This window comes from Saccharospirillum impatiens DSM 12546 (assembly GCF_000423605.1).
Taxonomy (GTDB): Bacteria; Pseudomonadota; Gammaproteobacteria; order Pseudomonadales; family Natronospirillaceae; genus Saccharospirillum; species Saccharospirillum impatiens.
In genome coordinates, this window is sequence record NZ_KE384062.1 from 80,947 (window position 1) to 92,959 (window position 12,013).

A 12,013-nucleotide genomic window follows, 5' to 3' on the forward strand; every position below is an offset into this window, starting at 1 on the left:
ATGGACAGACGTAGGGCATGAAGTGACGTGAAACAGCAAATGACGCGAAACATTAAAAGACGTAAAACATAGAAAGACGCGAAACATGGAAAGACGTTAAACACGAACTGACGTCACTTAATGTCCTGCGTCAGTCATTGTTTCACGTCTTTCCATGTCAAATTCTTTTCAAACAAAAGCAATCTCAGGTCCGGTATCAGCACCTTGCAGCGCCAGTGCAGCGGCGGTTTTCCGGGCCAGCACAAAATAGTGCGCAGCCACTTCACCATCGGGTTCCGCGATGACGGTGGGTTGGCCACTGTCGGTCTGGGTGCGAATGCTGATATCCAGCGGCAGGCTTTCCAATAAGTTCACGTTGTAATCTTGCGACAACCTCGCGCCGCCGCCTTCACCAAATATATGCTCAACATGTCCGCAATTTGAACAGACGTGCATTGCCATATTCTCGACAATGCCCAGCACCGGGATGTTCACTTTCTGGAACATCTCGATGCCCTTGCGAGCATCCAGCAGGGCGATGTCTTGCGGGGTGGTCACAATAACCGCGCCCGATACCGGCACCTTCTGTGCCAGCGTTAATTGAATGTCGCCGGTGCCCGGGGGCATGTCGACCACCAGGTAATCCAGGTTATCCCACTTCGTTTGCGTCAGTAACTGTTGCAACGCGCCCGACACCATGGGCCCGCGCCATACCATGGGGGTTTTCTCAGTCACCAGATAAGCCATCGACATGCTCTGCAGGCCATGGGCGATTACAGGCTTGAAGAATTTATCGTCAATCGTCTCCGGCTTCGTGCCTTCCGCTACGCCAAGCATGGTGCCAATGCTAGGCCCGTAAATGTCGGCATCGAGCAACCCGACCCGGGCGCCTTCGGCTTGCAACGCCAGCGCCAGATTAACCGCCGTGGTGCTCTTGCCAACTCCGCCTTTCCCAGAGGCAACGGCGATGATGTTCTTAATACTCTCCATGCCCGTCAGGTTATCCCGCACGTTCACAGAGCCAATCTCGCAATTCACCGAGACATCGACTTCAACGTCATCGACCTGGGCTTCAATGTGGCTGGCCAGCAACATAGCCAGCCCCTCCCGGTATTGGTTGGCCGCGTAGTGCAGGGTGACAGACACCTTGTACGGTGAGCCTTCGGTGATATCGATGTCGGCCGAGTCGGCAAAAGGCCGGTCAGTATGGGGGTCTTTTAGCGTTTTCAGCGCCTGAAGAATGCGTTCAGTCGACATGGTCAGTCCTTAAAGAGGTTGTAGCACAATGGTGGGGGCCGCAGGCCGGATTTAAAGCACGTCACTCCGCGGCTGCCAAGCCTGGTGGCAGCTTGGGTTCAAGGTCGGGTAGTGTGTTTAGCGTGTAGCTTCGAAGGGCATTGTATACAGCAAAAAACGTCCCGGTTGCCTGGCGAGTCAATTGCAGCGCTTCGAGCATACTTTTCGGATCTTGCAGATATTCATGGACCAGATAAGTGCGTATTTGACGCGCGGTTAGCCAGTCCTGGGCAGAATCGACGACACCCAGTTTTTCGGCTTTATTCAGGTTTTCAATCTGACTCGAAGGCTGTTCAGCCAGACTTTCAAGCCAGATCGGAATCAGCCGACCGGCAATATGGTCTTGCAAGCGTGAAAACCGTGACACAAACGCTTCAAGTACGACCGCCTCATCAGGCTCCTCATCCAATCGCTCCACCCAAGCCAGGTCTATATTGCGGTGCTTAAACAGTTGGTTCCAGCTGTAACGAAGGTGCCTGGCTTCTTTTTCGGCGATTTCGAACGACGTTATAAGCTTTTGGTAGTCGCGGGAGGGCAGATTCATAGCGGGGCCGCCGTTCGAGATATCTCTTGATAAAAAGGCGTGTCGGTTGTTTGGGCATCTTTGACGACAACGTCGAATTTCTGCTCGCCCAGGCTCAACTGAAGTCGTGCGGCCAGGCTCGCAGATTTGCGTAATTTCTGATCGATTACCCGGTCAGATTGAATCAACAAGTCGATATCACCCCCTTTTTTTGAGTCATCAAGTCGGGAGCCGAACAAATGAACACGCACGTCACTCCCGAACACTTCGGATACCAGGGTTTTGATCGTCTGTATTTGCTGGCTGGTCAGTCTCATCGGTCTCAACGTTGTTAAAGGATAGTCATAGTGTGCACAGACTAGCTAATGTCGCAATAAATGACCCTAGTGGTCCAAGAAGAGCACCGAGGTCGCTGCATAGAAGCGGGGGCATTGTTCTGGGTCACCGGTTTGTTTTGCTACTAGGTCGCCAAGAGGACTGGCCTCCTACGAAAACCCAAGCGGTGCCTCCTGTATTTTGCCGGCAGGCCTCACTGCCGCCCATACCGGTCGGTAAACCGCACAATATCGTCTTCACCCAAATAACTGCCGGTCTGCACCTCAATCAGTTCCAATGCGATCCTGCCCGGGTTTTCCAGTGCGTGAACCGTACCAATGGGGATATAAACTGATTCGTTTTCACTCAACATGCTGGTTTTCTCACCAATGGTCACATTGGCTGTACCGCTCACCACCACCCAATGCTCGGCCCGGTGATGATGCATCTGCACCGAAAGCTTCTCGCCGGGTTTCACGGTAATGCGCTTCACCTGGTGGCGCTCGCCCAGGTTAATCGTCTTGTAAGACCCCCAGGGCCGGTGCACCCGGGCATGCACATGGTGCTCTGTGCGCCCGGCGGCTTTCAATTGGTTCACAATCAACTTCACATCCTGAGCCCGCTCGCGCGGCACCACCACCACGGCATCATCGGTTTCGATGATCGCCATGTTCTGTACCCCAATGGCCGCTACAAGGCGGCTTTCGGCGCGAATCAGGTTACCGGCAGAGTCCTCAGTGAGCACATCGCCTTGCAACACGTTATCCTGACTGTCTTTCTCACTCAGATCATACAAGGCCGACCAGGCGCCGATGTCGCTCCAGTCTCCCGTGTAGGGAACCACCACGGCGCGCTTGGTGCGCTCCATAATGGCGTAGTCGATTGAATCCGACGGGCTCTTGGCGAACGCCTCGGCATCCACCCGAATAAAGTCGAGGTCGGCATACTTGTTGGCCATAGCGGCCCGGGTGGCTTCATAAATGGCGGGTTGGTGTTGCTTGAGCTCTTCCAGGTAGACCCGGGCCTTGAACACAAACATGCCGCTGTTCCAGAAGTAGTTCCCGGCGGCCAGGTAACGGGCGGCGGTGTCGGCGTCCGGTTTTTCACGGAAGGCGATAACGGCACTGGTGGCGTCGGTCTCGGTGGCTTCTATATAGCCATAGCCGGTTTCTGCATACAGTGGTTTTATGCCGAACGTCACCAGAAACTCGTGCTTGGACTGAACAATGGCTTCCTGAACCGACGTGCGAAACGCTTCGGTATCGTTCATCACATGGTCGGCCGGCAACACCACCAACGTCGCTTCCGGATCCCGCTCCAGCGCCTGAAACGCCGCCAGTGCTATCGCCGGAGCCGTATTGCGGCCTTCCGGTTCAAGTATCAGCTCGGCTTTGGTGCCCATATCTGCCATCTGCTGGGCAATAAGGAAGCGGTGATCGTCGTTGCACACCACAATCGGCTCGGCACCGATACCCGCAGCCTGAACCCGCTTCAGGGTCATCTGTGCGAGGCTCAGCTCCGGGTCTGCCAGGGCAATGCATTGCTTCGGGAACAGTTCCCGGGACACCGGCCACAACCGGGATCCGACGCCTCCTGCGAGTAAAACGGGAATGATCATCCTTGGAGCTCCTTGGGTAACAAAAGGTGAGTACAGCAATGATAGCATTGCTTCAATTCACCCGACCATGGCATCGGCTAACTTTCACCGGCAAGCGCCGTGACCGTTTCTCATCGCCATACCATCAGGTAGAATGCCCGGCTCGGCCAATAGCCAGATACAGACCAACACCGGATACTCAAGTTATGGAGTTCGCACCCAACACAGTGTCAGGTGCCGGGTCTGCCTATCCGGGGAAGTCCGAAACATGGATGTTTCGGTCTAGGCCCCATGGACGGGTTCACGCCGACCCCGGATAGGCAGACCCGGTGCCTGACACGGACCATGGGCCAAATAGCAAAACTGAACGCCAAAACTTGTTGAGTACGCGAAGCTCACCGACAACCAAGGAATCGTAAATCCATGACCGACCCCCGCAAGATACTGGTCACCAGTGCCCTGCCATACGCCAACGGCCCGATTCACCTGGGCCACATGCTGGAACACATCCAAACCGACATCTGGGTCCGGTTTCAGAACAGCATGGGCAACATGTGCACCTACGTCTGTGCGGACGACACCCATGGAACAGCGGTCATGCTGCGGGCAGAGAAAGAAGGTAAAACGCCGGAAGACCTGATCAAAGCCGTTCAGGCCGATCACGTGCGCGACTTTGGTGGCTTCCTGATCGACCACCACAACTACTACAGCACCCATTCCGACGAAAACCGCTACTACGCCGAACTGATCTACACCCGTTTGAAAGAAAACGACATGATCAACGTGCGCACCATCAGCCAGCTGTACGACCCGGTGAAAGAAATCTTCCTGGCCGACCGGTTTGTAAAAGGCACCTGCCCGAAATGTGGCAGCGAAGACCAGTACGGCGACGCCTGCGAAGTGTGCAGCGCCACTTACGAGCCGAACGAACTGATTAACCCGAAATCAGCCTACACGGGTGCCACGCCTGAAGTTCGAGAGTCCGAGCACTTCTTCTTCAGGCTGCCCGAATGCCAGGCCATGCTGAAAGAGTGGACTCGCTCCGGCACCCTGCAAGACAGCGTTGCCAACAAACTGGCCGAATGGCTCGATGCCGAATTGCAGGAATGGGACGTCAGCCGTGATGCCCCGTACTTCGGTTTCGAAATACCCGGTGCCCCCGGCAAGTTCTTCTACGTCTGGCTCGATGCCCCCATTGGCTACATGGCCAGCTTCAAAAACCTGTGCGACCGCCGCGACGACCTGACCTTCGACGACTACTGGAAGCCCGATTCCAGCGCCGAGCTGTATCACTTCATCGGTAAAGACATCATCAACTTCCACGCCCTGTTCTGGCCCGCCATGCTGGAGAACTCCGGCTACCGTAAACCATCTGGCGTGTTCGCCCATGGCTACATCACGGTCAATGGCGAGAAAATGTCCAAATCCCGTGGCACCTTCATTATGGCCAAAACCTATCTGGAGCACCTGAACCCGGAATATTTGCGCTACTACTACGCGGCCAAACTCGGCGCCGGTGTTGAAGACATCGACCTCAGCCTCACCGATTTCGCCCAGCGGGTAAACTCCGATCTGGTTGGCAAGGTGGTCAATATTGCCAGCCGCTGTGCGGGTTTCATCAAAAAAGCCGGTGGCAGTTTGTCCGATACCGTGGCCGAACCCCAAATGCTGGCCGACTTCCAACAGGCTGGCACCACCATCGCCCAGGCTTTTGAGCGCCGCGAATTCAGCAAAGCCGTGCGCGAGATCATGAATCTCGCCGACCGCGCCAACGAATACATTCAGGCCAAGGCACCCTGGAGCATGGCCAAAGAGGCCGGCCGCGAGCAAGAAGTGCACGATGTCTGCTCCATGGGCATTCACCTGTTCCGGCTGATCACGCTGTATCTCGGCCCGGTGCTGCCCGACATGAACGAGAAGGTTAAAGCCTTCCTGAACGTGAGCAGCCTGAACTTTACCGACCGCGACACCGTGCTCACCGGCCACGCCATCAACAAATTCAAACCGTTACTAACGCGCATTGAAATAACACAAATCGACGCCTTGATCGAAGCCAGCAAAGAAGACGTGGCCGCCGATGCCAAGACCGGCCAGGCAAAGCAAGGCAGCGCCAACGCCGGCAAAGCTCAGGCAACGCCAGCCAAAGCCGATAAGGCAGCCAAGGCCTCTGCGGACGCAGAGCAGAGCAGCGAGATTGAGTTCGGCGATTTTGCTAAAGTCGACCTGCGTGTGGCGAAAGTTGTTGAAGCCGACCACGTAGAAGGCGCCGATAAACTGCTCAAGCTGATACTCGATGTGGGCGAAGCCAGCACCCGTCAAGTGTTTTCAGGCATCAAGAGCCATTATTCGCCCGAGCAATTAATCGGTAAGAATGTCGTTCTCGTCTACAATTTAAAACCAAGGAAAATGCGTTTTGGGTTGTCTGAAGGCATGGTTCTTGCTGCCGGTGGTGGCGACGAGTTGTGGGTACTGGAGGCTGACAAGAGTGCAGCGCCCGGCACCCGCATCACCTAGAACGGCTCTTCAGGCGGCAGTAGATTCAAGCCAGCGGCACAAGGAGCTTTTACTGGTTTCCCTGTGGCGGGTTTGCGTATTATGTCGCATTTGTAGGTAAACATCGGCAAGGTCGTTGTTTCTAAAGGCTTTTCGACTAGAATATCCGTCCCGTTATTCGGGTTGTTAAGGATTGAAGGTCAACCAGGAGTGTTAAATGACAGATCAACCTGTACGTCGTGACACCAGTGACGATGAAATCGATATCGGCGCATTGATGGCTCGGGTTTGGGCGACCAAAGGCCGCGCCATGATTGCGATGCTGGTCGTTGCCCTGGCGTTCAGCGCCTTTCTGGCCCTGAGTTACCTGGCCAGCGACAAGACGGTCACTTACAGTCAGGCCTATGACTTGACGTTCGACGGCATCGCCAACGGCGAGTTTCCAGATGGGTCCCCGTTTCTGATCAGCGATGTGATCAGCTCTACTGTGCTCAGCCGGGTGTACCGGGAGAACCAGCTCGACACCACCGATTTAACACTCGATCAACTGCGTCGGGGTCTTAACATTGAGCCCTACGCGCCCGACTATTTTCTGATTGTAGAGCGCTATCGCAGCCAGATGAGCGGCGGCAACCGGTCTGCCGCTGAGCTCACTGAGCTGCAACAACAAATGCAATCAGACTTGCGCACAGCGAGCGCCAGCGGCATTTTGATTACCCTGCAATTGCCCAATGGTGCCCTGAGCACTGACCAGGCGCGCGAGATCCTGCGGGACATTCCCAATGCCTGGGCTGAACGCGCGATCAGCGAAAAAGGCGTGCTGGAACTGAACCTGCCCATTTATTCAGAGCGCATATTCGACGAAGCCCGGTTCGAAAGCCTCGATTACCTGGTAGGCATTGAGCTGTTGCTCGACAACATAGAGTTGATTCAGGAAAACATTACAGCGCTGAAAGTAGAGCCAAACTCGACAAACGTGACCGACCCCGAAACCGGCTACAACCTCGAAGACCTCGAAAAAGCCATTGCCGATGTGGCGGAATACGACTTGCGCCAACTGGTTGACCCGGTGAAAGAACTGGGCCTGGCCCGCGACCCCGATTTCGTGCGCCTGTTCTACAACAGCCGCATGCAGGAGCTGCAGTTGCAACAGCGCCTGTGGCAACAACGTGCCGAAGTGACCCGCACCGTTCTGAGTACTTACCGCAGTGAAGGCGCGAGCTCGGCAACTGGCGCCGCTGGCAGCAACCCCCAGGCCAGCCTGGCACCGCAACTGGGCGATGCCTTTCTAGACCGGTTGTTGGAAGTTTCCCGCCAGGGTGACGACCTGGCCTACCGGCAACAACTCACCAGGCAGGTGTTGGAGTACGAAAACGAAGCGCTGGATGTGCAAAATGAGATGGCGCAAATTGAGCTAACACTTGAGTCTCTAAACCGGGCAGAACAAAGCAATGAAGACATTCAGCGCTATGTAGACGAAGTACAGGAACGGTTGCCGATGGTGCTGGAAACCCTGCGCGACTATACCCGGGTGATAGGGCGCATTCACCAGCAACTTGGCCGCCAGGCCGTGGGCACGGTGAGTGAGCTGGTTCGGCCAATGGGGGGTTCTTTTGCCGAATCCACGCCTCGGGCGGTGACCAGCGGCGACGTTAAAACACTGATTGCCTTGCTGGTGTTAACCTTGTTCGGTGCTGTCTTTTTCAGCCTGATTGCCGATTTATTCAGAGACCGCAAAGCGGGCTGACACCCTCCGCACGGTAAAAAGGGATACCGCCGCGGCAAGGATGCCCCCGGCAACGACAGGAGATCATGCCATGACACTGCAACCGATCACCTCACATCACCCTTATACCGGGGAATTTGAGACCCTGCCCGGGCAGCCGGCCTGGTACCTGGTGCAGTGCAAACCGCGCGACGGCTTCCGCGCTGAAGAACACCTGAAAAACCAGGGTTTCACCTGCTTTCACCCCACGCACAGAATGCGCAGAACCCATGCCAACCGGAAAGTACTGCGCGTCGAAAGCCTGTTTCCGCACTATTTATTCGTGCTGATTCGCCCTGAACAAAGCTTCGCAGCGGTAAACGCCACTCGCGGTGTGTGCAAAATAGTCAACTTCCACGGCTACCCATCCCCCGTACCGGTATCACTGGTAACCGCGCTGATGCGGCACAGCCGAATTCTCAACGGCCACGAACCCGAGCCAGAATTCAAACCCGGCGACACCGTCACCATTACCGAAGGCGCATTTCAGGCCATAGAAGCCGTGGTGAAAGCCACCAAAGGCGAAGAACGCGTGATATTGCTGTTGAACCTGCTCAGCCAGGAACGCGAACTGGAAATGGCCACCAGCCAGGTTAAGGTTGTGAAGTGACGTGGAACAATAAAAGACGCAGGACATTGAGGGACGTGAAACAATAAAGGACGCGAGACATTGAAAGACGCAACACACGAAGTGACGCGGAACAGCAACTGACGTCTCTTCATGTTCTACGTCACTTCGTGTGTTGCGTCACTTCATGTTCTACGTCACTTCGTGTGTTGCGTCACTTCATGTTCTACGTCACTTCATGTGTCGCGTCACTTATTGTCTTGCGTCTTTTTTCGTTCTACGTCTTTTGATAAGCCTTAAACCATGTCACCAGTGCCTGAACACCCTTATCAATACTGGTGCTCGGCTGATAACCGGTTAACGCGGTGAGCTTGCTGGCATCTGCATAGGTTACGGGTACATCACCGGGCTGCATGGGCATGTAGTTTTTCTCGGCAACGGTACCCCAGTGGCGTTCCAGCGTTTCAATGAATTCCATTAAATGTACCGGTTTGGCATTGCCGATGTTCAAAACCCGATAGGGTGCATCGCTGCTGGCGGGGGTGTGGTGTTCGCCTTTTGGTGAGCGGGTAGGGGGTGCGCCGAGCGACTGAATCACACCGGCGACAATGTCATCAATGTAGGTAAAGTCCCGCTGCATATCGCCCTGGTTATACACATCAATTGGCTTGCCTTCAGATACCAGTTTCAAAAATTTCATCGGCGCCATATCGGGCCGGCCCCAGGGGCCATATACCGTGAAAAACCGCAGTCCGGTGGTGGGCACGCTGTACAGATGGCTGTAACTGTGGGCCATTACTTCATTGGCTTTTTTGGTGGCTGCATACAAACTGACCGGGTGGTCTACCGGATCGTCCTCGCTGAACGGCTGCTTTTCATTCTGCCCATACACCGAACTGGAAGACGCATAAACCAGGTGCTCAACGGTCTGCTGCCGCGCCAGCTCCAGAATATTACCAAAACCGACCAGGTTGGCATCAATATAGGCACTGGGGTTATCGATGGAGTACCGCACCCCTGCCTGCGCGGCCAAATGAACAATGCGCGCAAACCGGTGTTCAGTGGCCAGCTTCGCCATAGCAGCGCGGTCTTCCACACCCATTTCCACAAAGGTGAAACGATCGCTCTTAATACGCGCCAGGCGGTCCCGCTTAAGCTGAACCTCGTAATAATCGTTCAGATTATCGATGCCCACCACAGTATGGCCCTGGGCTAACAACTGAAGCGCCACATCACACCCGATAAAACCGGCGACACCGGTCACAAGAATGGTCATTCCCGCTTTCCCTATAATTGAATAAATGTCTTACTACAAGGATACCACACCCAAAACCAGAAGCTCACAGCTCTCAAAACCAACCCACTTGCTCCACAAATTGAACCATGTCAATATGCATTGCAAATACAACGCATCGAGGTTGCCTCCATGAAGTCCGCCACTTTCCCTTCACTTCGTGTCGATCCCGAACTGCGCCAGGCAGCTGAATCGGTCCTGCGCGATCATGAGAGCCTCTCCAGCTTTTTGGAAGATGCCATTCGTTCAAGCATCGAGCGCCGGCGCAACCAGCAGGCTTTTCTTGAACGTGGACTGGCAGCGCGAACAGAAGCCCGCAATACCGGCGAGTATTATAGTGCCGGTGTCGTTCACCAAGAACTCGATGCGCTATTGGCTGTGGCGGAAAGCCGTGGTGACTACAAAAAGTGAGTTTCGAAGTCAGATACACCCGACAGGCACGGGAAGACCTGCTAAGGCTGTTTCAATTCTTACTGGATATCGATCCCTCCGCCGCCCGGGCAGCGCGTGATGCCATTAGCCGAGCCACTGGGGCTTTACAGGAATTCCCGTTTACATGCCGCAAGGCAGAAACCGCCAATCCATTGATAAGAGAACTGATTATTCCCTTTGGTTCCGCTGGTTACGTAGCCTTGTTCGAGATTGAAGACAACGAAACGGTCACCATTCTGGCCGTTCGCCATCAACGAGAAGATGATTATTACTGAAAGGACCCCCATGCCCAAGGATGCAACCCCAAAAATCACCCACCACGGCGCCGTAACCGGCGTAACCGGCTCCTGCCACCAATACCAGACTGCCAATACCAACGTTTTAATAGACTGCGGCCTCTTCCAAGGCGCTGAATCCGACCGACCTCTGAATGCTTTCGATTTCGCGGTACCCGAAGTAAACGCCCTTATCGTCACCCACTGCCACATCGACCACGTGGGCCGCATTCCCTGGCTCATCGCCGCCGGGTTCCGCGGCCCCATCTACTGCACCGAACCCACCGCCGCGTTGTTACCTCTGGTACTCGAAGACGCCCTGGGCATTCACATACCCGACGATGCCGACCTGGTTGAAAAAGCCCTGGCCCGCATTCTTGGCCAACTGCAGCCAGTGCCCTACGACCAATGGCACCCGCTGCCCAATGGTGAGACCGAACTGCGCTTTCAGCCCGCCGGACACATTATGGGCTCTGCCTACGTTGAACTGGCAACTGAAAGCCACCGCACCGTATTCAGTGGCGACCTCGGCGCCCCCGGCGCGGTATTTGTAGACCCACCCCAAGCCCCCGAGCGTGCCGATGTACTGGTGATAGAAAGCACCTACGGCAACCGCGACCACGAAGCCCGGGCCGAGCGCAAAACCGAGCTGGGCAACAGCCTGAAGCGCGCCCTGGCCGATGGCGGCACCGTGTTGATCCCGGCCTTCAGCCTGGGCCGCACCCAGGAGATTCTCGCCTTCATCGAAGACCTGCTGCACGAGCAAGGCCTGATCCACCCCGATGCGTTCCAACAAGGTATGAGTAGCCCCTTACCCATCATTCTGGATTCACCCCTGGCCCTGCGCATGACCCAGGCCTACCGCCACCTGCTAGACCACTGGCGCGACTCCATGAGGCACAAACGCGGGGCAGGGCGCTTCCCGCTGGCGTTCGACCAGTTAATTACCATAGAACACCACCGGGACCACCTGGCCATGGTGAAGCGACTTACCAGCTCAAAACAGCCCGCCGTGGTGCTGGCAGCCAGCGGCATGTGCCAGGGCGGGCGCATCATGAACTACCTTGAAGCCATGCTGCCACTGCCGGAAACCGACGTCTTCTTTGTCGGTTATCAGGCCAGAGGCACCCTGGGCGCAGCCATCCAAAGCGCTCAGCCCGGCGACACCCTCACCGTGAACAGGCACAAAGTACCCATGAACGCCCAGGTACACCGCCTTAGCGGGTTCTCCGCCCACGCCGACAGAGCCGGCCTAACCAACTTCTGCACCGACATACCTGAACCCCCAGCAGAAATCCGCCTCGTCCACGGCGACCACAGGGTAAAGCAACAATTTAAGGCGCACCTGGCCGAAAGACTTCCAAGCACAAACGTTTGGGTGCCGGGTTGAAGGGGCGTGGGACATTAACTGACGTAGGACATTAACTGACGTAGGACATGAAGGGACGCAGGACACGAAGGGACGCAGGACACGAA

At 55.7% G+C, this 12,013-nt stretch carries 11 protein-coding genes; 6 read left to right on the forward strand and 5 right to left on the reverse strand.

Translation table 11 applies throughout. The features are described from left to right. Window positions 1-168 precede the first annotated feature (168 nt). The 4 genes from apbC to G565_RS0121865 all read right to left on the reverse strand — a co-directional run bounded on the left by apbC (window position 169) and on the right by G565_RS0121865 (window position 3,731). Window positions 169-1,236: an iron-sulfur cluster carrier protein ApbC gene (apbC, locus tag G565_RS0121850; protein ID WP_157600203.1), complete on the reverse strand. Its 1,068-nt coding sequence runs from the start codon at window positions 1,234-1,236 to the stop codon at window positions 169-171. A 61-nt stretch (window positions 1,237-1,297) separates the two neighbouring features. Then, complete coding sequence (locus G565_RS25545) at window positions 1,298-1,819, reverse strand: hypothetical protein (protein ID WP_051208431.1); 522 nt, start codon at window positions 1,817-1,819, stop codon at window positions 1,298-1,300. Then, a complete protein-coding gene (locus tag G565_RS0121860) occupies window positions 1,816-2,115 on the reverse strand; it encodes a nucleotidyltransferase domain-containing protein (protein WP_028672680.1) in 300 nt (99 codons plus the stop codon). The genes G565_RS25545 and G565_RS0121860 overlap by 4 nt, the downstream gene beginning before the upstream one ends. Before the next feature lie 212 nt (window positions 2,116-2,327). Further along, entirely contained in the window at window positions 2,328-3,731 is a 1,404-nt protein-coding gene (locus tag G565_RS0121865; protein ID WP_028672681.1) for a mannose-1-phosphate guanylyltransferase/mannose-6-phosphate isomerase, read from the reverse strand. Between the two features lie 402 nt (window positions 3,732-4,133). Here G565_RS0121865 and metG point away from each other — a divergent pair, with 402 nt between their 5' ends. The 3 genes from metG to rfaH all read left to right on the forward strand — a co-directional run bounded on the left by metG (window position 4,134) and on the right by rfaH (window position 8,578). Next, on the forward strand, window positions 4,134-6,224 hold the full coding sequence (gene metG, locus G565_RS0121870; RefSeq protein WP_028672682.1) for a methionine--tRNA ligase: 2,091 nt from the start codon (window positions 4,134-4,136) through the stop codon (window positions 6,222-6,224). A gap of 196 nt (window positions 6,225-6,420) precedes the next feature. After that, window positions 6,421-7,950 carry a hypothetical protein gene (locus tag G565_RS0121875; RefSeq protein WP_028672683.1) on the forward strand — a complete coding sequence of 510 codons (1,530 nt, stop codon included), beginning with the start codon at window positions 6,421-6,423 and terminating at the stop codon, window positions 7,948-7,950. A gap of 70 nt (window positions 7,951-8,020) precedes the next feature. Continuing rightward, the gene (gene rfaH, locus G565_RS0121880) at window positions 8,021-8,578 is read left to right on the forward strand and encodes a transcription/translation regulatory transformer protein RfaH (RefSeq protein WP_051208433.1); all 558 of its coding nucleotides are present in this window, start codon (window positions 8,021-8,023) and stop codon (window positions 8,576-8,578) included. A gap of 235 nt (window positions 8,579-8,813) precedes the next feature. Here the strand turns inward: rfaH and G565_RS0121885 are convergent, their stop codons facing one another. After that, window positions 8,814-9,812, reverse strand: coding sequence for an NAD-dependent epimerase (locus G565_RS0121885; RefSeq protein ID WP_028672685.1), 999 nt, complete (start codon window positions 9,810-9,812; stop codon window positions 8,814-8,816). A 150-nt stretch (window positions 9,813-9,962) separates the two neighbouring features. On the opposite strand from G565_RS0121885, the gene G565_RS0121890 reads away from it, so the two are divergent. The 3 genes from G565_RS0121890 to G565_RS0121900 are packed head-to-tail and all read left to right on the forward strand — an operon-like array spanning window position 9,963 to window position 11,927. Then, the gene (locus G565_RS0121890) at window positions 9,963-10,241 is read left to right on the forward strand and encodes a YlcI/YnfO family protein (protein WP_028672686.1); all 279 of its coding nucleotides are present in this window, start codon (window positions 9,963-9,965) and stop codon (window positions 10,239-10,241) included. After that, a complete protein-coding gene (locus tag G565_RS0121895) occupies window positions 10,238-10,537 on the forward strand; it encodes a type II toxin-antitoxin system RelE/ParE family toxin (RefSeq protein ID WP_028672687.1) in 300 nt (99 codons plus the stop codon). Before G565_RS0121890 ends, G565_RS0121895 begins: the two co-directional genes overlap by 4 nt. 10 nt (window positions 10,538-10,547) lie before the next feature. Further along, complete coding sequence (locus G565_RS0121900) at window positions 10,548-11,927, forward strand: MBL fold metallo-hydrolase (protein ID WP_028672688.1); 1,380 nt, start codon at window positions 10,548-10,550, stop codon at window positions 11,925-11,927. Window positions 11,928-12,013: the final 86 nt, after the last annotated feature.

Coding starts and splice junctions, on each gene's coding strand:
- apbC (WP_157600203.1), bottom strand. CDS start 1,236: ATGTCGACTGAACGCATTCTTCAGGCGCTGAAAACGCTAAAAGACCCC.
- G565_RS25545 (WP_051208431.1), bottom strand. CDS start 1,819: ATGAATCTGCCCTCCCGCGACTACCAAAAGCTTATAACGTCGTTCGAA.
- G565_RS0121860 (WP_028672680.1), bottom strand. CDS start 2,115: ATGAGACTGACCAGCCAGCAAATACAGACGATCAAAACCCTGGTATCC.
- G565_RS0121865 (WP_028672681.1), bottom strand. CDS start 3,731: ATGATCATTCCCGTTTTACTCGCAGGAGGCGTCGGATCCCGGTTGTGG.
- metG (WP_028672682.1), top strand. CDS start 4,134: ATGACCGACCCCCGCAAGATACTGGTCACCAGTGCCCTGCCATACGCC.
- G565_RS0121875 (WP_028672683.1), top strand. CDS start 6,421: ATGACAGATCAACCTGTACGTCGTGACACCAGTGACGATGAAATCGAT.
- rfaH (WP_051208433.1), top strand. CDS start 8,021: ATGACACTGCAACCGATCACCTCACATCACCCTTATACCGGGGAATTT.
- G565_RS0121885 (WP_028672685.1), bottom strand. CDS start 9,812: ATGACCATTCTTGTGACCGGTGTCGCCGGTTTTATCGGGTGTGATGTG.
- G565_RS0121890 (WP_028672686.1), top strand. CDS start 9,963: ATGAAGTCCGCCACTTTCCCTTCACTTCGTGTCGATCCCGAACTGCGC.
- G565_RS0121900 (WP_028672688.1), top strand. CDS start 10,548: ATGCCCAAGGATGCAACCCCAAAAATCACCCACCACGGCGCCGTAACC.